At 76.0% G+C, this 23,197-nt stretch carries 19 protein-coding genes; 9 read left to right on the top strand and 10 right to left on the bottom strand.

Features of this window, described 5'->3' with window-relative positions:
- Nucleotide 1: 1 nt before the first annotated feature.
- Together NP075_RS18410 and NP075_RS18405 are read right to left on the bottom strand one after the other, a co-directional pair.
- The gene (locus NP075_RS18410; RefSeq protein WP_227563550.1) at nucleotides 2-1,012 is read right to left on the bottom strand and encodes a HEAT repeat domain-containing protein; all 1,011 of its coding nucleotides are present in this window, start codon (nucleotides 1,010-1,012) and stop codon (nucleotides 2-4) included.
- A complete protein-coding gene (locus NP075_RS18405) occupies nucleotides 999-1,682 on the bottom strand; it encodes a HEAT repeat domain-containing protein (RefSeq protein WP_227563549.1) in 684 nt (227 codons plus the stop codon). The genes NP075_RS18410 and NP075_RS18405 overlap by 14 nt, the downstream gene beginning before the upstream one ends.
- Before the next feature lie 247 nt (nucleotides 1,683-1,929).
- Between NP075_RS18405 and NP075_RS18400 the strand changes: the two genes are divergently transcribed.
- From NP075_RS18400 to NP075_RS18370, 7 genes are all read left to right on the top strand, one after another.
- Complete coding sequence (locus NP075_RS18400; protein WP_227563548.1) at nucleotides 1,930-3,537, top strand: phenylacetate--CoA ligase family protein; 1,608 nt, start codon at nucleotides 1,930-1,932, stop codon at nucleotides 3,535-3,537.
- Nucleotides 3,537-4,370, top strand: coding sequence for a hypothetical protein (locus NP075_RS18395; RefSeq protein WP_227563547.1), 834 nt, complete (start codon nucleotides 3,537-3,539; stop codon nucleotides 4,368-4,370). Before NP075_RS18400 ends, NP075_RS18395 begins: the two co-directional genes overlap by 1 nt.
- Nucleotides 4,367-5,524: a GNAT family N-acetyltransferase gene (locus NP075_RS18390; protein WP_227563546.1), complete on the top strand. Its 1,158-nt coding sequence runs from the start codon at nucleotides 4,367-4,369 to the stop codon at nucleotides 5,522-5,524. The genes NP075_RS18395 and NP075_RS18390 overlap by 4 nt, the downstream gene beginning before the upstream one ends.
- Complete coding sequence (locus NP075_RS18385) at nucleotides 5,521-6,666, top strand: hypothetical protein (protein ID WP_227563545.1); 1,146 nt, start codon at nucleotides 5,521-5,523, stop codon at nucleotides 6,664-6,666. Before NP075_RS18390 ends, NP075_RS18385 begins: the two co-directional genes overlap by 4 nt.
- 9 nt (nucleotides 6,667-6,675) lie before the next feature.
- Nucleotides 6,676-6,903, top strand: coding sequence for a type II toxin-antitoxin system Phd/YefM family antitoxin (locus NP075_RS18380; protein WP_227563544.1), 228 nt, complete (start codon nucleotides 6,676-6,678; stop codon nucleotides 6,901-6,903).
- Nucleotides 6,900-7,295: a type II toxin-antitoxin system VapC family toxin gene (locus NP075_RS18375; protein WP_227563543.1), complete on the top strand. Its 396-nt coding sequence runs from the start codon at nucleotides 6,900-6,902 to the stop codon at nucleotides 7,293-7,295. Before NP075_RS18380 ends, NP075_RS18375 begins: the two co-directional genes overlap by 4 nt.
- 173 nt (nucleotides 7,296-7,468) lie before the next feature.
- Entirely contained in the window at nucleotides 7,469-7,978 is a 510-nt protein-coding gene (locus tag NP075_RS18370; protein ID WP_227563542.1) for a nitroreductase/quinone reductase family protein, read from the top strand.
- A 230-nt stretch (nucleotides 7,979-8,208) separates the two neighbouring features.
- Here NP075_RS18370 and NP075_RS18365 read toward each other — a convergent pair whose 3' ends face one another.
- The 7 genes from NP075_RS18365 to NP075_RS18335 all read right to left on the bottom strand — a co-directional run bounded on the left by NP075_RS18365 (nucleotide 8,209) and on the right by NP075_RS18335 (nucleotide 20,319).
- A complete protein-coding gene (locus NP075_RS18365) occupies nucleotides 8,209-8,775 on the bottom strand; it encodes a phosphoribosyltransferase family protein (RefSeq protein ID WP_227563541.1) in 567 nt (188 codons plus the stop codon).
- A 51-nt stretch (nucleotides 8,776-8,826) separates the two neighbouring features.
- Nucleotides 8,827-10,893, bottom strand: a complete 2,067-nt coding sequence (locus NP075_RS18360; protein WP_227563540.1) for an SWIM zinc finger family protein — start codon at nucleotides 10,891-10,893, stop codon at nucleotides 8,827-8,829.
- Complete coding sequence (locus tag NP075_RS18355; RefSeq protein ID WP_227563539.1) at nucleotides 10,890-12,032, bottom strand: VWA domain-containing protein; 1,143 nt, start codon at nucleotides 12,030-12,032, stop codon at nucleotides 10,890-10,892. Before NP075_RS18355 ends, NP075_RS18360 begins: the two co-directional genes overlap by 4 nt.
- The gene (locus NP075_RS18350) at nucleotides 12,029-14,458 is read right to left on the bottom strand and encodes a DUF5682 family protein (RefSeq protein WP_227563538.1); all 2,430 of its coding nucleotides are present in this window, start codon (nucleotides 14,456-14,458) and stop codon (nucleotides 12,029-12,031) included. The genes NP075_RS18355 and NP075_RS18350 overlap by 4 nt, the downstream gene beginning before the upstream one ends.
- Nucleotides 14,455-15,558 (bottom strand): ATP-binding protein, encoded by a 1,104-nt coding sequence (locus tag NP075_RS18345; protein WP_227563537.1) that lies wholly within the window; start codon nucleotides 15,556-15,558, stop codon nucleotides 14,455-14,457. Before NP075_RS18345 ends, NP075_RS18350 begins: the two co-directional genes overlap by 4 nt.
- 2 nt (nucleotides 15,559-15,560) lie before the next feature.
- Nucleotides 15,561-19,178 carry a DUF4132 domain-containing protein gene (locus NP075_RS18340; protein WP_227563536.1) on the bottom strand — a complete coding sequence of 1,206 codons (3,618 nt, stop codon included), beginning with the start codon at nucleotides 19,176-19,178 and terminating at the stop codon, nucleotides 15,561-15,563.
- Between the two features lie 88 nt (nucleotides 19,179-19,266).
- A complete protein-coding gene (locus NP075_RS18335; protein WP_227563535.1) occupies nucleotides 19,267-20,319 on the bottom strand; it encodes an ankyrin repeat domain-containing protein in 1,053 nt (350 codons plus the stop codon).
- 139 nt (nucleotides 20,320-20,458) lie between these two features.
- Here NP075_RS18335 and NP075_RS18330 point away from each other — a divergent pair, with 139 nt between their 5' ends.
- Nucleotides 20,459-20,911, top strand: a complete 453-nt coding sequence (locus NP075_RS18330; RefSeq protein WP_227563534.1) for a ScoMcrA-related endonuclease — start codon at nucleotides 20,459-20,461, stop codon at nucleotides 20,909-20,911.
- A 6-nt stretch (nucleotides 20,912-20,917) separates the two neighbouring features.
- On the opposite strand, the gene NP075_RS18325 is transcribed toward NP075_RS18330, so the two are convergent.
- The gene (locus tag NP075_RS18325; protein ID WP_227563533.1) at nucleotides 20,918-21,472 is read right to left on the bottom strand and encodes a TetR/AcrR family transcriptional regulator; all 555 of its coding nucleotides are present in this window, start codon (nucleotides 21,470-21,472) and stop codon (nucleotides 20,918-20,920) included.
- A gap of 55 nt (nucleotides 21,473-21,527) precedes the next feature.
- Here NP075_RS18325 and NP075_RS18320 point away from each other — a divergent pair, with 55 nt between their 5' ends.
- The gene (locus tag NP075_RS18320; protein ID WP_250788368.1) at nucleotides 21,528-23,177 is read left to right on the top strand and encodes an FAD-binding protein; all 1,650 of its coding nucleotides are present in this window, start codon (nucleotides 21,528-21,530) and stop codon (nucleotides 23,175-23,177) included.
- The last annotated feature ends 20 nt before the right edge of the window (nucleotides 23,178-23,197 follow it).

Below are 23,197 nucleotides of genomic sequence, written 5' to 3'. Positions count from 1 at the left end.
GTCAGCGCGCCGTGCCGCGCCCCGGTCGCGTGCGCAGCAGCGCCCTGGCCGTCAGCGCAACGCCGCGGTCCGGGTCCTCCACGAGGGTGACCAGCACGTCGTCCGCCTCGCGTCCCGGGACCTCGGCGAGCGCGGCGGTGAGCCGCCGCCGTGCCTCGACCGGAGCGTGCGCGAGCGCCGCCGCGACCTCCCGGACGACGTCCCCGGTGCAGCCGTGACGTGCCGCGAGCACACCGAGGGCGTCGGCGGCGTCGACGTCCTCGCGCCCCTCCACCACCAGCGCGACCAGCGCGGGCACGGCGTCGGCGTCGCCGCGGGCGCCGCGGGCGAGCGCGGCGCGGCCGCGCACGAAGGCGTCCGCGTGCCCGGTGGCCTCGGCCAGCGTCCCCAGCGCACGGGGCGAGCCGATCTTCTCGAGCGCGACCACCGCCTGGCGGCGGCGTGCCGCGTCCGGTGAGCCCAGGGCCTCGGCCAGCGCCGGGACTGCCGTGTCGCCGGTGCGGGCGAGCGCCCAGTGCAGCGCACCCGAGACGTTCGGGTCCGGCTCGGCCAGCGCCGCCTCGGTGAGGGGCGCGACGTCGTCGTCCAGCGCGCCGGTGAGGCCGAGCACGAGGCGCTGCCGCGCGGAGGGGTCGCCGGCCCGCAGTCCGCGCACCAGCGCGATGGTGCGCAGCACGTCCGTCCACGCGGCGGGCTCCCCGGCGCGGACCTGCAGCAGGCCGCGCAGCAGCTCCTCCTCCTGCGTGAGGCGGGCGCGCGTGCGCTCGATCATCCGCTCGACCATCGGCCCGGGGTCGAACGCGAGGTCGTCGAGCACGTGCGCGACCTGCTGCAGGCTCAGGCCGAGCGAGCGCAGCCCTTCGACCTGGAAGAGCCGCCGGACGTCCGCGTCCGCGTACTGCCGGTAGCCGCCGTGCGTCCGCCCGGTGGGCGACACCAGGCCGACCTTGTCGTAGTGCCGCAGCATCCGGACGCTGATCCCGGAGCGCGCGGAGACCTCACCGATCAGCACCGGACCGGTCCTCGACGGTGGGTGCCGCGCGGAGCGCGACGGCGCGGCGCGCCTCGGCGAGGGCGGCGTCGAAGCCGGCGTCCGGGTCCTGTGCGAGCTGCGCGGTCGCGACCGCGTGCGCGCTGACGCCCGGGTCCGGGTCGGACGTCGCCCGTGCGACCACGTCGGCGGCCGCGTCGTCCAGCGCGACGAGGGCGCGGCTGAGGCTGCGCTGCACCTCGTGGCCACCCCGGCCGAGCTGCGTCGCCAGCACCTCGGCCAGCGCGGCGTGCGCGTCGTCGGGGGCGAGGGCGACGGCCGCGCGCCACGCCGCGCGCGCGACCTCGTCGTCGCGGTCCCGCAGCAGTGCCCGGGTGATCGCGGGCCAGGTGCCGGGGTGCCGGATCTTCGACAGCGTGTGCAGTGCCTGGGCCCGCGCCTGCGCGACGTCGGACGTGAGCTCCGTCTGCAGCCGTGCGGCCACCGCGGCCGGGTCGTGGCGCACCAGCGCCCAGGTCAGCATGTCCCGGACGAAGAAGTCGGGCTCGACGGCGCAGCGCTCGACCAGCACGTCGACCTGCTCGCCCGTCGGGTCCGTCCCCGCCGCGAGGGCGGCCTGCAGCCGTGTCGAGGTCGTCGGTGCCGTCAGTGCGCCGCGCAGCCACGCGGTAGGTCCGTGCGTCCGGGTCATCGTGACCACCTCCGTCCGCCATCGAAGACCCTCGCACGGTGTCAGGGTCAAGCGTCGTGCACAGCCGGCCCCGGGCCGTCTGCCGTCGGTCGCCGAAAACGATTCACGTGAAACATCGGCGTCGCGCGGTGGCGGCGACCGGTGCCCCGCACTCCTTCCCCGCCCGGCAGGTGAACTTCGTCGCGCTGCGCGTGACCTGCGGCGACACGCCGCGGTCCGCCCGCGAGGCGTTGTTAGGGTGCGCGGCGTGACCCCCGAGCCCCCGCGTACGAGCGCCCTGCGGCAGACCGCGCTGCGGCTCGCCACCTGGTTGGTGACCGTCGTCTACCGCGTCTACCGCCTGCACCCGGCGCTGTGGCGGTTCACCGCGCGCAACTACCACCCGGCCATGGAGCGGTTCGCGCGGCTGAACGCGTGGATGATCTGCCAGCACGCCTACCTCGACGTGCCGGCGTACCGGCACTACGTCGAGGACGCGGGGTTCCGGTTCCGCTGGTGGGACCTGACGACCTACCGGCCGACGTCGAAGCACGACTACGTCGACCGCTACCCGGAGGACGCGCGCTGCTGGGACGGCATCGTCGAGACGGTCGGCACGGTGGTCGACGAGTCCAGCGGGTCGTCGGGCAAGCCGTACAACTGGATGCGGTCGCGGCGTGAGCTGGCGACGGTCCACAAGAACGTCGCGGGGTACGTGACGTCGCTGTTCGGCACGCGGCGGCTGTTCGCGGTCAACGCGTTCTCGATGGGCGCGTGGGCCACGGGCACCAACACCGGCATCGCGATGTCCCGCATCGCGATGGTGAAGAACACCGGCCCCGACATCGACAAGATCGTCGACACGCTGCGGCACTTCGGGCCCGGCTACACCTACCTGGTGTGCGCGTACCCGCCGTTCCTCAAGCACCTGCGCGACCGGCTCGACGCCGAGGGCTTCGACTGGGACGCGTACGACCTCAACGGGTTCGTCGGCGGCGAGGCCCTGACCGAGGGTCTGCGCGACTACCTCGAGGACCGCTTCGGCCGGGTGTACTCCGGGTACGGCGCGTCCGACCTGACGATCGGCATGGCCGGCGAGAGCGACCTGGCGGTGTGGGTGCGGCGCACCCTGGCCGCGGGCGGCCCGCTGCGCGACGCGGTGCTCGGCGCGGACGAGACGCGCACGCCGATGGTCTTCCAGTACAACCCGCTCGAGACGTACATGGAGACGACGCCCGACGGCCGGCTGCTCGTCACGCTGAACTCCGCCGACATCATGAGCCCGAAGCTCCGGTACGACATCGGCGACGAGGCGAAGATCGTCGGCTTCGACGAGCTGAAGGCCGCGATCGCGTCCCTGCCGGAGCCCGCGCGCGACCGCCTCGCGTTCGGCTTCGAGCGGGCGTACACGATCCAGCGCATGCGCCTGCCGTTCCTGCTGATGTACGGACGCAAGGACTCCACCGTCTCCTACATGGGCGCCAACCTGTACCCGCTCGACGTCGAGAACGGCCTGTACCTCGACAACCCGCACGCCGCCGCCATCGAGTCGTTCAAGCTCGCGCTCGTCGACGTCGGCGACCACGAGCAGCGCCCGGTGATCCACCTGCAGCTGCGGCAGGACGCGGCACTCGACGACGCTGCGCGGGCCGAGCTCGCGTCGCGCGCGGCCGCCGGGGTGCTGGACCACCTGGCGTCCGTGTCGCGCGACGTCGCGCAGTCGCTCGCCGAGGACCCGACCGCCGCAGACCTGCGGGTCCACGTGCACGACCACGGCACGGGCCCGTTCACGGGCGGCAGCACCAAGATCAAGAACGTCTACATGGTCGACCCGGGGGACCGGGACGCCTCGACGGCGCACCCGGCGTCCGCCTGATGCGGAGCCGGGACTTCTCCCGCGCGCCGGCGCAGGCGCGCGCCGAGGCGCTCGTCGTCCTGGAGCGCGCGGGCGGCGACGTGGCGTGGGCGCGCCGGGCACGCCGCGCGGCGCGGGCGGCGGACGGTCACGTCTGGAGCGCGGGGGTCCTCGCGCGTGACGGTGACGGGCGCCGTGTGCGCGGCCTCGTCGCGTGCTTCACGACGCCCGCGCAGGCCGACGCCTTCACGGCCGGCGCCGACCCGGTGCGTGACCGCACCCGGACGTTCCGCGCCGCGGCCGACGGCTACACCAACGGCGTGTGGCGGGCCGAGGGCGACGTCATGGCGCACGTCGAGCGGTTCTCGCCGCTGAGCGCCGAGACGTCCCGTGGACGCACGCCGCCGCTCGTGGCACCGGCGCCGCCGCGGCGTCGGCGGGGTGCGCGGGGCGGCGCGGGTGACCCCGAGGCGGGGCGCGCGGACGGCACCCCGACGACCCCGGCGCGCTCCGGTGCGATGTTCCTCGGCGCGACGCGGTACCGCGGCCCGCACTCGTGGGCGGTGCTGTCGCGCGAGTGGTACCCGATGGTCGCGGACATGCGCCGCATGAAGGGCTACGTGTGGCACCGGGTCTACTGGGAGCCGCCGTTCACGCTCGGCACCCTCGCCTTCTTCACGGACCGCGACGCGCTCATGCTGTTCGCGCGGCTGCCCGCGCACCGCCGGCTCATGACGTGGATCACGCGGGACCGGCGCCACGGCACGGGCGGGTACATCCGCGTGCACCTGGCGCAGGGCGCGTCGGGGGACGCGGGGGACGCGGCGGGCGGCACCGCGGGGGTGGCCCCGTGAGCGGGCTCGAGGTCGTCCCCGTCGGCTCGCGCGCCGACCTGCGCGACTTCGTCGACCTGCCGCTGCGCCTGCACCCGCGTGACCTCGCGGTGCCGCTGCTCGCCTCGACGATCACGTCGTGGTGGCGCGGCACGTCGCCGCACGCGGAGCCGGTCGAGCTCCTGCTGGTGCGTGACGCCGCGGGCCGGGCCGTCGGACGCACCACGGTCCACACCGACGCGCGGCTCGACGCGCGCCTGGGCGCGCCGTCGCTGCTGTTCGGCGCGACCGAGTTCGCCGACGCGGACGTCGCGGCCGCGCTGGTGCGCGCCCTGGAGGACCGCGCCGCCGCCGACCCCGGGCGCGCACAGCTCTTCGGGCCCGTGTCGCTGCTGCCCAACCAGTCCGGCGGCGTCATCACGTCGGGCTTCGACGCCCGCGGCTTCGTCGACTCGCCGTGGAACCCGGCGTGGGTGCCGGCGGCGTACGAGGCGCTCGGGTTCGAGCGCTGGGGCGAGTCCGACACGTGGGTCGTCGACGTCGCCGCGGCGTCGGCCGGCGGGCTGCCGTCCGCCGACGAGTGGCGGGCCGCCGGGCTGCGCCTCGAGCGGGGGCGGCGCTCGCAGATGGGGCGCCTGGTCCCCGAGGTGCTCGCGGTGCTCAACCGCGCGTTCGCGGCGCTGCCGTACTACACGACCATCACGGGCGCGGAGATGGCGGCCGCGACCGACGGGCTGGGACACCTCGTCGACGAGGACCTGCTGCTGCTCGCGCGCGACGCCACCACCGACGCACTGGTCGCGTTCGTGCTGGTCGTGCCGGACATCACCGCCTACCTGCAGCGCGTCGGCGGGCGGCTCGGGCCGCTGCAGCAGGTGCGGCTGCTCGCGACGCGGCACCGGTACCGCAGCGAGGCGGTCCTCGTGATCCAGGGCACCGATCCCGACCGGCAGGGGCGCGGCGTGCTGACGCTGCTGTCCCGCACGCTGCAGGCGCACCTCGCCACGGGCGGGTACGCGCGGCTGCGTTCGACGTACGTGGGCCGCGACAACCCCGCCTCGGCACGGCAGTTCGAGCGCTTCGGCGGTCGCCCGCTGCACGGCGTGACCTTCTACCGCAGGCCGGTCCCGACCGGCACGACGACCGCCGCTGCGGCGGCGAAGGAGACCCGATGACCTCGACGTCCGTGACCGACGCCGACCTGCACCGGTGGGTGCGCCTGGCCGGCCGCGCCCCGTCGGCCCACAACACCCAGCCGTGGTCACCGCGCGTCGTCGACGGCACGGTCGAGGTCGCCGTCGTCCCCGACCGCGTCCTGGCGGCGGGTGACCCGTCGTTCCGGGACCTGCTGCTGTCGCTCGGCGCGTGGGTCGAGTGCCTGGCGATCGCGGCGGGCGCCGACGGCCGGGGCGTCGTCGTCGAGCCGACCCCGTGGCTCGACCGCCTGGCGGACCTGCCGGTGCGCGGGCCGGCGGACCCCGCGTCGCCCGTGCTCGTCGTGCGCCCCGACGCCGCGCCGTACGCCACGGCCTTCACCCCGGCGGACGTGCGCGCGCGCCGCACGCACCGTGGCCGCCTCGACACCGCCGCCGACCTGCGGCGCGACGCCCCGGCGCTGCCGCCGTGGCTGGCGCTGCTGCAGGTGGACGACCCCGCCATGCGGCACCTCGTGCGCCTGGGCGGTGCGTGGACGGCGTCGCGCCGCGCGGTCGCCGCCGAGCTCGTGCGCTGGCTGCGGCTGAGCCCCGCGCACCCGCGCTACGCACGCGACGGCATGACCGACCGGATGCTCCTGCTGCCCCCGCTCCTCGCGCGCGTCGCCGCCCCGCTGACCCGCCGCCCCGCGCTGCACGACGCCGCACTGACGGTCGCGGGCCTGGCCGGGCGCGCGGTCGAGGCGCTCGGGCGCTCCCGGCCGCTGCCCGTGCCACCGGCAACGGGTGAGCCGCTGACCGGTCCGCAGCACCTGGTGCTCGTCGCCCGCACGTCCGGCGTGCGCAGCGCCACCGAGGCGCTCGACGCCCGGCTCGGCCTGCCACCCGCGCAGGTGCTGGAGGCGGGGCGCGCGCTGCAGCGCACGTGGCTGCACGCGCACCGCAGCGGCCTGGCCGTCGCGCCGCACTCCGAGGTCGTCGACTCCCCGCACGCCGTGGCGGGGCTGCGGCGCCGGCTCGGGCTGCGGCGGTCGCAGGTCGCGTTGGCGGTGTTCAGCGTGGGCCGGCCGGTGGACCCGGCGCCGCCCTCGCCGCGGCTGACGGACGTCGGAGCACCGCCCGACGCGTCGCACGGTCTGGTCAGGCCTGGTCAGGGTCGGTAGCCTCGTCGGATGGCGACCGTCAACGTGTACGACGCGAAGACCCATCTGTCCCGTCTCCTCGAGCGCGTCGAGGCGGGGGAGCGGATCGTCATCGCGCGTGCCGGTCGTCCCGTGGCCGACCTGGTGCCGCACGTCGCCATCGACCTGGTCTACGGCACCGCGAAGGGCGAGATCGTGGTCGGCGACGACTTCGACGCGCCGGTGCCCGAGATCGTCGAGCTCTTCGAGGGCCGGTGACCGTGCTGCTCGACACCCACGTCGTGCTCTGGCTCCTCGCCGACGACCCGAGGCTCGGGCCGCGGGCACGCGACCGCCTCGCGGCGGCCGGCGAGCGGCTGGTCTCCACGGCCTCGCTGTGGGAGATCGCGATCAAGGTAGAGCTCGGCAAGCTCCACGTGCCCGATGACCTGCCGACGCGGATCACGGCCGCGGGCCTCGGCTGGCTGGAGCCCGGGGCGGTGCACACGTGGGCCGTGCGCGACGTCCGCGGCATGCCGCACCGCGACCCGTTCGACCGGCTGCTGCTCGCGCAGGCGTCGGTCGAGAGGGTCGCCCTGATGACGGCCGACCAGGCCCTCCTGGACGCCCGGCTCGATCCCGACGTCACGCGCGTCGACGCGCGGCGCTGAGGCGCCCGCCGGAGCGTGGGCGCCTCGCGCGCCGTTCTCGCCGCGCCTGACGCACCGCGCCGGCGCGGCCGACGTCGCCCGCGGCTGTGCGCACGAGGATGGCTGTCCGGTCCGTCCCGTGGGTACCGTTTGCCCACATCGACTCGGGCGTGGGGCAGCGACGGAGGGCGAGCATGGGTGAGATCGGGACCGCCGCAGAACCTGAGCGCCGCCGGCCGTGGCTGCCGCCCCGCTGGTTCATCCGCACCGCGTGGGTGGTGCACCGGGGGATCCACCGGGTGTCGGGCGGCCGGCTGGGGCTCTGGCCGCCGCGTGAGAACCGCTTCGGCACGATGGTGCTGCACACCGTGGGCCGTCGTACGGGGAGCCCGCACCGGGCGATCGTCGCCTACGCCCTCGACGGGCCGGACGTCGTCACCGTCGCCATGAACGGCTGGGGCGAGGGCCACCCCGCGTGGTGGCTCAACCTGCAGGCGCACCCCGAGACCACCGTCGACCTGCCCGACGGGTCGCGGGCGGTGCGGGCGCGCGCCGCGACGGGTGACGAGCGCGACCGGCTGTGGCGGACGTGGCTGCGCTTCGACCCGCAGTTCGACGCGTACGCGGCGCACCGGCGGACGGAGACCGTCGTCGTCGTGCTCGAGCCCGCACCTGATCTGGTCAACCCGGGTCAGGATCCGTAGCCGCGTCGGACGGCGACCCTCAAGGCGTACGACGCGTCGACCCAGATCGCCCCCGACGCGCGCCGATCCCCTGTCCTCGGCTGACGAGCGAGGCCGACGGGTAGAGCACCTGCTGCAGTCGTTCCGTGGAGGTCCGACGCGGTGTTCCGCTCCGACCGGGGTCAGCTCGCCGCGGACGTCCTCGACGTCAGGTGACTGCGCAGGCGTCCGCGCGGACGCCTGCGCAGCGCTCACAGCTCCCGGACGTTCACGAGCGACCGGACCCGCAGGTCGCGGCGCGTCGCCGGTTCGGTGAGCGCGTCGACCAGGACGGCCAGGCCGACCCACGACGCGTCCGCGCGCTCCACCAGCGACCTCGCACCGAGGGCCTGGCCGCCGGTGGCCACCCAGTCGTCGACCAGCAGCACCCGGTCCGTCGACCGCAGGAGCTTGCGGCGGAGGCCGAGGTCGAGCTGCTGGTCGTGGTAGTCGGGCGGCGTGCGGGTCTGCAGCCAGGCGTCCGCGTCCGTCGCGGGGTACCGGTCCTTGCGGACCTCGACGAACCCGACGCCGAGGTGCACGGCGACGAGCGGCCCCAGCAGGCAGCCCCGAGAGGCCAGGCCGAGCACCACGGTCGGCTCGTCGTCGGCGAACAGCTCCGCCAGCGCAGGACCGAGTCGCGGCAGGATCGCCGGGCTCCGCCACCACCCGGTGACGTCCGCGTACTGCTCCTCGATGTCCCGCGTGGTCAACCAGCCGAAGGTCGAGCGCAGGTCGGCGCGCAGGTCGCCGTCCGCCCGGAGCAGGGGTCTGTTCACGGTCCGAGTCTTGTGGACGAGCCGTTCCTGCGCGGCTCATTTCCGCGCCCGTCAGCCGACCGCGCGCTCCACGAGCTGCACCAGGTACGACGAGCGCAGCAGCGACTCGGCGGGGTCCAGCGCGGGGTCGGGCTCGACGAAGACCGCGAGCCCGACGGCCCGGGCCGCCGCGTGGGCGGCCGCCAGGCGGCGGTGGACGTCGCCCGGGACCGTCCCGCCGCAGCCGCGCTGCGCCGCCTGCTCGACGACGGCCCGCACCGCCGCGACCGGCGCGGGCACGGCGCCCGGGGCGCCGTCCGCCGTCTCGGGCGAGGTCGGCCGGTCCGCCGTGCCCGCGGCCAGCAGCCCTGCCACCAGCGCCGAGCCCGCCGACGGCTCCGGGTCGGGGTCGAAGTGCAGGGCGTCGAGCGTCCCGTCGGGCAGGACGAGGCTCAGCGGCTCGCCCACGAGCCGGCCACGCACCCGCTGCACCCGGGCGACCACGCACGCGCCGGCCGGCAGGCCCGCCCCGAGCGACTCGATGCGCGCGATCGCGTGCGCGTGCAGCCGCGACCACGGGACCTCCACCACCAGGACGTCGCCGCGGCCGTCGAGCAGCGGCCAGCGCAGCGTCTGCTCCACCGGGTCCCACTGCGCCGGCAGAGCGGCCGCGGGCCGCACGACCGTCCACAGCGACGCCTGGTCGACCACGTCCAGCAGGCCCGTGGACCGGTGCGCGGCCAGGTCGGCCCACACCTCGCGGACCGGCAGCGCGTCGAGCAGGGCGGTCCCCGTCAGGTCATCCAGCGACGCCGACGTCGACTCGACGCCCGACAGCCGCCCGTCGGGGCTGGCCTGCGCCTGGGTGAGGACGACCGCGCGGCCGGCCGCCTGCGCGGGTGCGCCCAGCCCGGTCCACGGCGCGGGCTGCCACCACCTGGCCCGCGGGTCGAACCCGGGCACCCCCTCGGGGCGGGCGTCGGTCCAGGTCAGCACGCGCGAGGCCGTCGTGTCCCAGAAGACGCACGTCAGCCCGTGGTAGCCCGACCCCGTGCGCCACGGGCGCCCGCCCAGGCCGACGAGGTCGAGCCGGCGCACCGCGTCGTACGACGTGCGGGCGCGGCCCAGCAGCCCGGCCGGCTCCCGGCCGGCGGTGGCGTCGAGCGCGGCAACGAGCGCGTGCGCGACCGCGACGTCGTCGAGCAGCGCGAGGTCGTCGGCGCGCGCCGAGCGGACGAGCAGCAGCTCGACCTCGTCGGCGATCCGACGCAGCAGCAGCGCCAGCCGGTGGTACTCGACGCCCTGCGCCCACACCGCGGACGTCACGAGGCGGTCGTGCAGCGCGGGGGACAGGTGCGACACCCCGACGCGGACCGTGTCCCGCAGGACCGCGGCGGCCGTGGCGCGCAGGCGCTCGCGGGACGCGGTGCGCGACACCGACGTCGCGCTCGGCTCCGCGGAGCGCGACCGCGGGGCCGGTGGGGCCGCCAGGACGAGGCCGTGCGCCCGCTGCCACGCGAGCACGGCGGCGACCCGGAAGCGCGCGACGTCCGGCACGGTCTGGTCGAGCACCAGCGCGTCCAGGCCGCCGCCCAGGTACCGGGCGGTCAGGCCGCGGCGCGGGAACGTGATCGTCAGGTAGCGGTCGCGGGTCAGGACGGGCGGTGAGTCGGCGTCGTCGAGCAGCCGGTGCGCCCAGCGGTAGCCGGCAAGGCCTGCGTAGGCGGTCAGGGCCGCGGCGTCGAGCGTCATCAGCTCGGTGTGCAGGGCCTGCGCCTGCTCCTGCGGTGCCCGGTCCTGCGAGGGCTGCTCCGGCGAGGCCTGCCCCGGCGGGGCCTCGTCCGCGTCGCCCTCTCCCGCCGCCTCGCCCGCGAGCCACAGCCCCGCCGTCAGGACGTGCCGGCAGATGACCGGGCTCGGGCACGTGCACGTGGCGCCGGCCGGCCCGGCGGGGCCGAGGCGCACGAGCACGTCGCCGACGGCGACGGTGACGCTCGCGTCGTCCTCGGCCGCGACCCGCACGGCCACCTGCTCGAGGTCCTTGCGGGCGCGCCGCAGCAGGCCGCGGTTCGCCAGGGCCACCCAGGTGTCCTCGTCGTAGCGGGCCAGCAGGGCGGCGACGTCGGTGCGCACGCTCATCGCGCCGTGACCTCCGCCAGCCACTCGGCGAGCCGCCCGGGCGTCAGGGCCGCGACGGGCATGCCGACGTCGGCGAGGTCCTGCGCCATGCGCCTGTCGTAGGACGGGTGCGCGGTGCCGTCGAGCGACGCCAGGCCGATGGTCGTCACCCGTGCCTCGACGAGGCGCCGCACGGCCGCGACCAGCCGCGACGGCGGCCCGCCCTCGCAGAAGTCGCTGACGAGCACGACGACGGACCGCGCGGGGTTCTCGACGACCTGCGCGGCGTACTCGACGGCCTGCGCGATGTCGGTGCCGCCGCCGAGCTGCACGGTCATGAGCAGCTCCACCGGGTCGGTGGCCAGGTCGGTCAGGTCGACGACGCTGGTGTCGAACACCACGAGGCGCAGCCGGTACGCGGGCAGCCCGGCCAGGATCCCGGCCATCACCGCGCTGTGGATGACCGAGCCGACCATCGACCCGCTCTGGTCGACGAGCAGGACGACCTCCCACGGGATCCGGCGCGTGTTCCGCTGGAAGAACAGGGGACGCTCGACCACCAGCCGGCCGCCGGCGGCGTCCCAGTGCCGCAGGTTGGCGCGGATCGTCCCGCGCGGGTCGAAGTTCGCGGCCACCGCGTGGGGGGAGTGCCGGTGCTGGCTGACCCGCCCGGTGAGCGCGGCGCGGACCTCCTTCTCCAGGCGCCGGCGCAGGTCCTCCACCACGGCACGCACCACGCGGCGCACCTCGCCCAGCACCGACGGGTCGAGGTGCCCCTTGAGGGACAGCAGGGTCTTGAGCAGCTCCTCGCTGGGCTCGATGCGCGCGAGCACCTCCGGGTCCGAGACGAGCTCGGTCAGGCCGTACCGGTCCAGGGCGTGGCGCTCGATCGTCTCGACCGTCTCGCGCGGGAACAGCTCGCGCACCTCCCCGAGCCAGTCGACGACCGACGGTGCCGACGGGTCCAGGGAGCCCGGCAGCGGCTCCGGCGGGGGACCCTCCCCGCCGTCGTCGCCGCGCCCCCCACGCCCGGCGTACTCGCGCCCGTACAGGTAGTCGAGCGCCGCCTCGTACCGCGGGCCGCGCGCGTCCGCGGCGGGTGGCAGGCGGTCCTGCGCGTACCGGCCCAGGACGAGGCGCCACCGGTCGGTCGGCCTCACGGCTGCGGGCCCGTCGTCCAGGCGCCCAGCCCGTCGCGGCGCAGGCCGTCCAGCAGGTGCTCGGACAGCTCCGCGTACGCCTGGACCGTGGCGGCGTCGACGTCACGCCGCACCGGCGGGTCGGGTCGCTCGCCGCCGTGCAGCGCGGCGACGGCCTGCGCGACGCGGTCGGTCTCCCGCGGGGTCAGGCCGGTGAAGGCCAGCCGCAGGTCGGGCAGCGTGGACAGGAACGTGGGCTGGTCCCAGTCGGTCAGCCGGGAGTCGAGCGCCTCGACCACCCCGGAGCCCTGCCACACCGTCTCGCGGGCGGTGGAGAGCAGGCCGCGCACGAACCCCACGGCCTCGTGCGCGTCGACCGACCCCGCCAGGTGCCCGGCCACGTCGCGCGCCAGGTGGTCGACGTCGAGCCGGCCCGCCGTGGACGCCAGGCCGGCCGCGGCACCGCGCAGCAGCGCCCGCTCGTGCTCCTGGCGCAGCCGGTCCACGAGGGCCCAGAACGGCGCGGCGTCCAGGTCGCGGCCCGCGGGGGAGCCGAGCAGCTCGCGCAGCCGGGTCAGCGCGTCCGCGGCCGCCTCCGGGGGGTCCTCGTCGCCCCGGAGCTGCGCCCCGAGGTACAGGCAGCGGGCGTAGGCGTGCGTGACCAGCGCGCCCAGCCCGGCGATCCGCCCGGACTCGACCGCCTCGCGCCCGTCCGCGAGCAGCGCGAGGGTGCCGGTGGCCCGCACCGCCGCGACGAACGACGTCTCGGCTCCCAGCGCGTCCCGCACGAGCCGGACCACGGGACCGGACCGGTCGTGCAGCCCGAGGACCGCACCCTGCGCCAGCAGCGCGACGGCCCGCCCGCTCGGGGGCGTCGCGCCGTTGTCCGTCAGCTCGGCGACAAGGGCGCCGAACCGCGCCTCGACGGCCTCGTCGAGCGTCGAGCCGAGCATCGACGCCTCCGCGAGACGGCCCTCGGTCGCCGGCGTCCAGAGGTAGGTCCACCGCTCCTGCAGGCGCGTCAGGCCCGTGCCGCGCACGAAGTCGGGGCCGGCGACGCGCGTGGCGAACGGGACGGCGAGCAGGGCCAGGCCCTGCAGCGCCCGGCTGGTCCGCCGGTGCGCGGCGTTGCGGTACAGGTCCAGCGCCACGTCGCGGGGCTCGGTGCCGTCGGTGTCGAGGCGGAGCTCGGCCATGCGGGCCAGGGTGTCGCGTACGAGGGGCGGGGTGCCGGTGCCGGGCGGGAGCCGGCCCACCTGGTCGCCGGTGAGCACCCGGCGGGTCGCGGCGGCCACGGCCACGCCCTCGACGTCGGCGTCGCCCTGCACCAGGCAGCTCGTGACCGCGTCGACGAGGTCGCTGCGCAGCGGCCCGGGACGGTCCCGCAGGTCGGCCAGCAGCAGCGCCTGCCGGTGCGCATTGACCAGCGTGGGGGTCGCGACGGGGGTCCGCGCGCCGGTGCGCAGCGCGTCGGCGACGTCGAGCAGCGTCGTCAGCGTCGCGTCGGCGCGCGCCGCGGCGGGCGTGCTGCCGCGCAGGTGCTCGTCCCACAGGCGCTGGTGCCACCCGGGCGACGTCATGCCGCTGGCGTACCCGTTGAGCCGGTCCAGCCGGTCGAACCCGTAGCGGACCAGTGCGTGGCCCTCGACGACGGGTCCGACGTCGAGCACCGGCCGGGCGGGCGGGGCGGCGAGCAGGTCCGGCAGCGCGACCGCGTGGAAGCCCCCGACGACGACCAGGACCGGCCCGGCCCCCGGCGCCCGGGCGGCCACGGCCTGCCGCACGTGCCACGCCATCTCCGCCTCGCGGGCGGGCGTCCCCTCGCGCTCGAGCTCCGCGTCGGACGTGTCGTGCCGCGCCAGCAGGCAGTACGCGGTCATCCGCGCCAGGTGCGCGTCCAGCCCGTCGTCGCGGGCCTCGAACAGCAGCTCCCACAGGTCCTCGTGGTCCCGGCACGCCAGGCGCTCGGCGAGCGCGCTCAGCGACCGGCTGTGCGCGTACTCCTCGCGCTGCAGCGAGCCGGCCCCCGGCAGCACCGCACCCGCCGCGGCGGCCGCCTGCTCACCGACCTCCAGGTCGCAGAACTCCACCGGCACGCCCGCCGCGTGCGCGAGCCGGACGGCCACGAGCTCGGGGGAGTAGTCGCAGAACGGGTGGTACCCGCCGTGGCCCTCACCGGGTGCCGTCGCGCGTCCGGCGGGGCGGGACCACGCGTACACCGCGAGCGGGTAGCGCGCGTCGGGGTGGCACAGCAGCTCGACGAGCCCCGTGAAGCTGCGCGGCCCCTCGACGAGCACGTGCGACGGACGGAACCGCTCGAACGCCGCGGTGACGGCGCGTGCGCACGCGGGGCTGTGGTGCCGCACCGGGACGACGACGACCTCGTCGCCGACGAACCGGGCCGCCAGCGCCCGCACGTCGTCGCCGGTGGGCAGCGGGTCCGTCACCGGTCCAGCTCGCCCCGGGTGTCGAGGACGGACCGCCACCGGCGGTCCCGCTTGGCCCGCGGCCGCACCACGACGTCGAAGTAGTGCCGCAGCTTGGCGCCGTCGTCGGGGTTGTCCTTGAGGACCGTGCCGATCAGCTGCCGCGCGACGTGCGCGCCGCCCACCTCGCCGTCGCCGAACCAGTGGGCGTCGAGCGCCGCGGCGTACCCCACCGCGACGGCCTCGGCCGAGCTCATCACGGCCGACGGCCGCTCGACCGCGACCCCGTCGGACGTCACGCCGTCGCGCAGGTCGTGGAACGCCGTGACCAGCAGGTCCACGACGTCCGGGGTCAGGCGCGTGTCGACGGCGGCGTGCGTCAGCAGCTCGGACGTCTGCTCGAGGACGAGGCGCCGCTCCAGGTCGCGGTCCCGGATGGGGCGCACGGTCTCGAAGTTGAAGCGGCGCTTGAGCGCGCTGGACATCTCGTGCACGCCGCGGTCCCGCAGGTTCGCGGTCGCGAGCACGTTGAAGCCGGGGGCGGCGAACACGACGGCCTGGGGGCCGGCGAGCTCGGGGACGTGCAGCACCTTGTCGGACATCACGCCGATGAGGACGTCCTGGATCTCCGGCTGGACGCGCGTGACCTCCTCGAACCGGCACACGGCGCCGTCGGTCATCGCCCGGTGCAGCGGGCCGCGCACCAGCGCGCGGGGTGTGGGTCCCTCGGCCAGCAGCAGCGCGTAGTTCCACGAGTACGTGATCTGGTCGTCGGTGGTGCCGGAGCTGCCCTGGACGGTGCACGTCGAGTCGCCGGAGACCGCCGCGGCGAACAGCTCGGACAGCATCGACTTCGCCGTCCCCGGCTCGCCGACCAGCAGCAGCCCGCGGCTGCTCATCAAGGTGACGACGCACCGGTCGACGAGCGCGTCGTCGCCGTGGAACTTGCGGGTCACGCCGAGCGCCGGGTCGCCCACGACGAAGGCGCGCACCGCGCGGGGCGTCAGACGCCACCCGGCGGGCCGGTCGCCGGTGTCGGCGGCCGCGAGGGCCGCGAGCTCGTCGGCGAACCGCACCTCGGCGGGGGCCCGCAGGACGGGGCCGGTCGGGTCGACGGTCATCGTCAGAGCTCCCTCCGCTTCCAGTCGGGGTCGAACCCGCTGCCCTGCGCCGCGATCTCGCGCATGTCGTGCCAGCACTCGGAGACCAGGACGGCGGGGACGTCACCGAGGGTCAGCCGCTCGGCCTGCGCCCCGGGCTGCTGCTCCCGGCAGAACGACAGCGTCGTCAGCGCGACCTCACGGTCCTCCTCCGGCAGGGTGTTGCCGGTGAACTCGATGCTCGCGAGGATCCCGAGCGTCGGGAAGCGCTTGGCGTACCAGTAGAACCAGCCGCCGTCCTCCGGGGTGCCGCGGGTCCAGCCCAGGCGTGTCGCGCGGCTGCGCAGCGCGAACGCGCCGAGCACGTGGCCCTGCAGATCGTCCAGCTCGAGGAGCGCACGGTCCTGCTCCGTCAGCGCCCGCAGCCCGCGCCCGAGCTGCTGGAACAGCGGTGCGACCTCGTAGTCGGCCAGGTGGCCGGTCCAGGCCGCGACCTGCTCGGGCGTGAGGATGCTGTCGTGCGCGACCCGCACCCGCGCCGACGGCGCGAGCGTCACCGGTGCGTCGTCGACGTCGGTCAGCGTGCCGTCGTCCAGCGGCCGGAAGACGACGGGCTCGGCGCCCTCGTCGGTCGCCACCCACACCAGCCGTCGCACCGCGGGGCCGACGACGGGGTGCGCGCACAGGTACCGCTGCCAGTCCTCGGCCGACCACGACCGCTCGGTGCACATCGCCTCGTAGAGCCGTCGGCCCTGCAGCTCGGCGATGGTCCGGACGTCCTTCTTCGCCGCCGTCAGCGCCTTCCTCGACTCCTTCGCCTGGTCCTGGTCGTCCGACTGCCGCGGCGGCGGCAACGTCTTCAGCACCTTGCCGTCGGGGTCGCGCACCTCGACGGTGAGGTCGGGCAGCAGCCGGGCCACGAAGGTGCGCGGTCCGTAGGGCAGCTCGAGGACGCCGTCGTCGTCGAAGCCGGCGGTGGGGATCGTCCGGTCGGCGAGCTCGTCGACGGTCCAGCCCTTGCGCTCGGCCAGCGCCTGCGCCTGGGCGACCGCCTCCTGCTGGAAGCTCTTGGTGCGGAACCGCGAGCCGATGGACAGCACGAGCTGGGTGGCCGCCGGGTGCTCGACCCACGCGAGCATCGCGATGAGGGCCTTGCCCTGGGCGGCGCGCTGGCCGTACCACTCGCGCAGGTACCGCTCGGCGGGGGCGACGACATCCCGCCCGCCGCAGGCCGCGACGACGGCCAGCACGCCCTTGCTCGCGGTCGCCGAGCCGGCGGGCTGCCGCAGGAACGTCGGCAGGAGGGCGGCGGTGAGCTCCTCGACCGTCATGTCCTCGTACGGGCGCCCGGAGCTGGTGAGCCAGAAGTGGTTGGCCGGCGCGTACGCGCGGAGCTGGTCCTCGGCCACCTCCGGCGGGTGCGGTGCGAGGTCGGCCTGCAGCCACGCGGTGAGCAGGTGGTGCGCGAACCGCTCCCGGTCGGCCGGGTCGAACAGGGCCGCGTACTGCCGCAGCACCGCGTCGGGCTCGGGCGAGCGCGACTTCACGGCCGTCAGGCACAGCCACTGCAGGACCTCGATGGCCACCGGCTCGCCCGACGACGCCCACCTGACCTGCGGCAGCGCGTCCCACGCGCACCAGTCCAGCGCGGCGGGCAGACCCTTGGCGACCGCCTTCGCGGCGGTCCGGCTCGTCGCCTGCGGGTCGAGGTACGTCTCCGCGCGCTCACCGACCGCGACGAGCGCGTCGAGCAGCGCGCCGCGCACCACGTCCTGCCGCTCCGTCGCCCACGCGCGCTGCAGGGCGGGCAGCGCCACCGGGTCCGCCAGGCGCGCCAGCCACTGCGCCGCCGCGAGGCGGCACTGGGTGCGGCCGTCGAGCAGGCCCGCCGCCGCGCGCGCCGCGATGCCCGGCGTGCCCGCGAGCGCCTCCTGGGCGGGCCCGCGCAGGGCCTTGCGGGTCCCCAGCGCGAGCGACAGGAGGTGCTCGACGACCCGCGCGGGCTGCCGGGGCAGCGTCGCGACGGCCGTGATCGCGGACAGCTCGTCCATGTCCCACTCGCCGCCGGACACGTCGTCGAGGATCCGGTCGAGGTTCTCGGCCACGAACGGCCAGACGTCGGCGTCGTCCCACCCGCGCCCGAGGCGCGGCCCCCAGCGGCGCGACCAGGAACGCCAGATCAGCGCGAAGCCGTCGACCCCTGCCGCGTCGAGCATGGCCTGCAGCGTGCGCAGGTCGGGGGCCCCGGTCCGGGCGTACAGGGCACGCAGCACGTGCGCACCGCCGTCGTGGCCGGGCAGGACGGCGTCCAGGCCCAGCGCGACGACCAGCTTCACGGCGCGGACGGTGTCCAGCCCTCCGTCGGTGGCCATGGTCTGCAGCAGCCCGGACGCTCGCCAGTGGTCGAGCCCGAGCGTCGTCACCCGCCACGGCGGGTCGTCGGACGTGAGCAGGGCGACGAGGTCGTCCCGGGCGCCCGGCGCCGGCGACGGCAGGAGGCGGGCCGACTCGCCCGGGTAGCGCCCGGAGTGCTGCTGGACGATCCGGTTGTGCGCCGTGACCCCGTCCGTCACCAGGTCGACGAGGTGCCGTGCTGACGCCTCGGCCGCGTCACGGGGGACGGCCCAGCGGACCGGGGGCAGCGGGTCGGGCAGGAGGTCGTCCTCGGCCCCGGTCGCGGCGGCGGCGGCCGCCGCGTCCCACTGCGCGAGGAGCGCCTGCACGTGCCCGGCGCGGTCCGCGGCCGCGGTGCGGCGCGCCCACTCGACCTCCTCGGGGTACCGCACCAGCAGGTCCAGGGCGTGCGCGCGTGCCGGCGGCGTGCCACGCACCGCGACCGTCCGCAGCGCGGCCGTCGCCCCGGGCGCACGCGCCAGGAGCTGCTCGCCGCGCTCACGCACCTGCGTGCTCGACGCGGTCGCGGCGTGTGCGATCGCGTCGACGACGGCCCCCAGCCGGTCGTCCGGGAGCGTCTCGCCGACGACGCGCAGCGCCGCCACGCGGGCGTCGACGGCGCCCCTGGTCAGGGCGGCGTTGACCACGTCGGGGTGCTCGAGGAGCGCGTCCGCGAACCCGGGCAGGCGCGCGAGCTCGACGCAGTCGTAGCGGTGCGAGTAGCGCCCCTTGACGGAGATCGTCAGCAGGGCGACGACCAGGTCGCGCGGTGTCACGTCGTCGAGCGCGGCGACGCGGACCAGGTCAGCGAAGCTGGCGGGCAATGGGTCGGCACCCGGTGTCGCGGCGACCATCTGGGCGATCATCACGTCGTGCCAGAGCGCGCCGCCGAGGGGCGCCGCGGTGGCGCCCCAGCCCTGCATCGGCGCGTCGGCGGCGTCCAGGACGTGGCCCCACCGGCGCAGCACGGCTGCGTCGACGTCGGCGAACCCCCCGTACAGGGAGCGGACCACCGGGGCCTCGACAGCCCCGGTGTGCCCCCGACCGGACGGGAGCCAGTGGTACGCGGGGCTCGAGGCGCTCGACAGCGCCGCCACGGGCGCGGGGTCGCGTCCCGTGAGCACGTACGCCACGATGGCGGGCGCGTCCGGGAGCGGGGCGACGGCCTGCTCCAGGTCGCGCACCCACGCCCGCGGCGGGCCGTCGTCGGCCGCCGTCCGGCCCCGCACCAGCCCGAAGAACGCCATCGTGATCTCTCCCTGCGTCGACGCCGCCGCGAGCGTAGCGACGGGGGACGACAGGCCGGGCGAGGTTCGCTGCGGCGAACGGGTGGTGCTAGCGCCGGTAGCCGGGCGCGTCGAGCGGGCGCGGGTCGGGGTTGCGCAGCACCCAGGCGACCGCGAGCTCCGCGAGGCGCGCGGTGGCGCCGGACCCGGTGCGGACCAGGTCGTCGACGGCCGTGCGCACCTCGGCCAGGTCGGCGTCGGGCAGCGGCGTGCCCGTCGCGACGTGGTCGGCGAACGCACGCGCCATCGCGCGGAAGTCGTCGTCCCAGTTGGCCCCGCCGTTGCCCTCGAGCTCGTGCGCGAGACGGCCGCTGATGCGCACGACCTCGCCCTGCACGGTCGCGGCGGCGCCCGACCCCGGGACGAGGGAGTCCCAGAGCTCGGCGTGCTGGTCCTGCCAGCGGGTCGACGTCACGACGATCGGCGCGACGCCGTCGTGGCGGGCGCGACGTGCCGCCGGCACGACCCCGAAGAGCCGGTACAGCGCGTCCAGGCCGGCGCTCGCGGGCCCGGCCAGGTCGGCGGGGATCTTCTCGCGGTGCTCCTCGAACCGCTGCCCGATCTCCTCGACGAACGTCGACATGGCCGGCGTCCGGGTCGCGCCCGCGTCGAGCAGCAGCCGGGCGAACGGCGCGGCGCGCTCCAGGTCGATGTTGCTGCAGCTGCGCAGCGCCAGCTCCAGCGGCGTCAGGCCGTCGCGGTTGCGGGCGTCGACGTCGGCGCCGTGCGCGAGCAGCAGGGCCGCGTTCTCGGCGTGCAGCGACGCGGCCGCGGCGTGCAGCGGCGTGCCGACGGTGGCGCCGTCCGCGTGGACGTCGGCACCGAGCTCGAGGAGCACGTCGATGGTCGAGCGCCCGCTGCGGGCGCGCGTGTGCAGGGGCGTGTTGCCCCACCGGTCGGGGGCGTCGACGTCGGCGCCCTGCGCCACGAGCCACCGCGCGAGGTCGTCCGGGCAGGCGTCGAACGCGAGCGCGGTCTGCTCGGCGTAGCCCCCGCGGGCGTCGGGCACGCAGTCGTCGAACACGGCCTGGAGCGTCGGCAGGTCCGCCTCGGCCAGCAGGTCGGCGAAGTCCTGCGGCAGGTGCTCGGTGCGTCCACCCAACGTCGTCCTCCTCCATCCAGCGGCGTGCGGCGGTGCGGCCGCGCCGGCGGTCGTCGGTCTTCTCGGCGTCCGAGACTATCGAGCCCGCGGGCGTGGTCGCACGGACCGCGCGCGAGCGGGCCGACGTAGGCTCGGGGTCGTGGCCACCTTCTCCTCCCTCGCGCGTCAGCACGTCCTCCAGGCGGTCGAGGAGTACGACCGCCGCGGGGAGGACGACTTCCTCGCCGTGTACGGGTTCGCCCGGACGCCCGGGTGGACGCTGCAGCACGAGGGCCGGCAGTACGACCTGCCCGCGGTCGTCGGGGTCGCGCACCGCTACGCGACGGGGCGGCTGGCGACGTCGTCGGACCTGGCCAACAGCCTGCCGGTCGCGGCCGCGATCCTGCGCAAGCGCGGCTTCGACGTCACCCAGCCGAGCGGCACGGCGGCACCGGCCCGGGCGGTCGCGGCTGCGCCCCGCGCGCGCCGGACGACGACGGCCGCCGCACCGGCCAAGCCGCGCCGCGCGACCGAGCCCGAGCGCGTCGCGCCGGTGTGCCCGACGTGCTCGATGACGCTGCCCGCGACGGGGACCTGCGACTACTGCTACTGATGCCGGTCAGGGCGTCGGGTCGAGCGGCAGCACGCCCGCGACGACGGCCCGCACGTCCTCGTCGCCCTCGGTCGTGACGACGATCCCGTAGGCCATGCGCACGGCGAGCAGGACGTCCGCGGTCGTGAGCCCGGCGGCGACCAGGCCCGCGTCCTGCGCCCGCGGGAGCGTCTCCTCGACGAGGACGCGCAGGCGGTGCCCGCCGTCGTAGCCGGGCATCGAGCGGCGTGCGTCGATGAACATCTCGATGAACGCGGACTCCTCGACGACGAGGTCGAGCAGGTGCGACCACAGCCGGACGAACGCGTCGGGGGCGGCGTCCCGGGCGATCGCGGTCAGCTCGGCGAAGTGCGTCTCGAAGACGGCCAGGGCCAGGTCGAGGCGGGTCGGGAAGTGCCGGTACAGCGTGCCCTGGCCGGTCCCCGCCTCCCGGGCGATGGTGTGCAGCGGGACGTTGTACCCATGTTCGGCGAACAGTCGTCGGGCGGCGGCCAGGATCGCGCGCCGGTTGCCGGCGGCTGCCGCGGGTCCCCTGTTGACCCGCCCGGTGGGCGTGGGCATAGTGGCATTCAACCATCCGGACAGTGCTGTCCGGTTAGAGGGGAAGTGAGCCACCGTGGCCGTTCGTGACCAGTCCTTCGACCAGACCTACGACGTCGTCGTCGTCGGGACCGGCTCCGCCGGCTTCGCCACCGCGATGGGCGCGCTCGACGAAGGGCTGAGCGTCCTGATGGTCGAGAGCACCGACAAGTGGGGCGGCAGCAGCGCCATGTCCGGCGGCGGCATGTGGCTGCCCGGCAACCCGCTGATGCGCCGCGACGGCGCCCGCGACACCCGCGAGGAGGCGCTGACCTACCTCGAGGCGTGCGTCGGCGACGCGGGCCGCGCGGCCGACCGGGCGCGCAAGGAGGCGTTCGTCGACGGCGTCGAGGACTTCGTCACCACCGCCGAGAAGCACGGCATGGTGTTCGCCCGCGCCGCCGACTACCCCGACTACTACCCCGAGCTCCCGGGCGGCAAGATCGGCCGCGGCATCGAGGTCGAGCCGCTGGACTCCAAGCGGATCGGCTCGTGGTGGGGCTCGCTGCGCTCGGCGATCCCGCTGCCCGCCAAGACCGACGACGTGTGGCTCCTCGGCCGCGCCTGGTCCACCCCGAGCGGGTTCGTGCGCGGCGCCCAGCTCGTGTTCCGCGCGCTCGGCGGCGTCGTCACCGGCAAGCGCCTCGTCGGCATCGGCAACGCCCTGGCCACCTCGTTCTGCAAGGCGGTCGTCGTCGACGGGCGCGTCCCGATGTGGCTCGAGAGCCCGATGGACGACCTGATCGTCGAGGACGGCAAGGTCGTCGGCGTCACCGTCACCCGCGAGGGCCGCACGCTGCGCCTCGGCGCGACGCGGGGCGTCATGCTCGCGTCCGGCGGCTTCGAGGCCAACGTCGAGTGGCGGCGCAGGTACCAGGGCATCGACGGCGCCCCGTCCGGCAACCCGGGCAACCTCGGGCACCCCATCGAGGTCGCGTCCCGCGCGGGCGCCGCGCTCGAGCTGCTCGACGACGCGTGGTGGGGCGCGTCCATCGCCCAGGTCGACGGTGAGCCGGCCGCGTTCATCGTCGGCGAGCGGTCGATGCCGTTCTCGCTCATGGTCGACGCGCAGGGCGCGCGCTTCGCCAACGAGTCCGAGTCGTACGTCGACCTCGGTCACCACATGCTGGAGCACGACAAGGACGGCGCGTACTGGCTGGTCTTCGACGCGCGCCACGGGCGTCGCTACCTGCGGATGTTCGCCATGGACCCGCGGATGACCAAGGCCCGCGAGCAGGCGGGGATCCTGGTCAAGTCGCCGACGCTCGCCGGCCTGGCCGACGCGATGGGCGTGGACCCCGTGACGTTCCGCGACACGATCGAGCGCTTCAACGGGTACGCACGCTCGGGCGTCGACGGCGAGTTCGGCCGCGGCAACTCCGCGTACGACCGCTACTACGGCGACCCGCTGGTGCACCCCAACCCCAACCTCGGCACCATCGAGAAGGGCCCGTTCGTGGCGTACCGCGTCGTCATCGGCGACCTGGGCACCAAGGGCGGCGTCCTCACCGACGCCGACGCGCGCGCCCTGCGCGAGGACGGCAGCGTCATCGAAGGGCTCTACGCCGCGGGCAACTGCTCCGCGTCGGTCATGGGCCGCACCTACCCCGGGCCCGGCTCGACGATCGGCCCCGCGGTCGTCTTCGGCCTGCGCGGCGCCCGTCACATGGCGACGCGCAGCGCCTGACCGAGCGCGGCACGGCCCGC

It is taken from the genome of Cellulomonas wangsupingiae (assembly GCF_024508275.1).
Classification (GTDB): Bacteria; Actinomycetota; Actinomycetes; order Actinomycetales; family Cellulomonadaceae; genus Cellulomonas; species Cellulomonas wangsupingiae.
The sequence above is the reverse complement of the archived record's forward strand: the minus strand, read 5'-3'. Positions and strand labels throughout refer to the sequence as shown.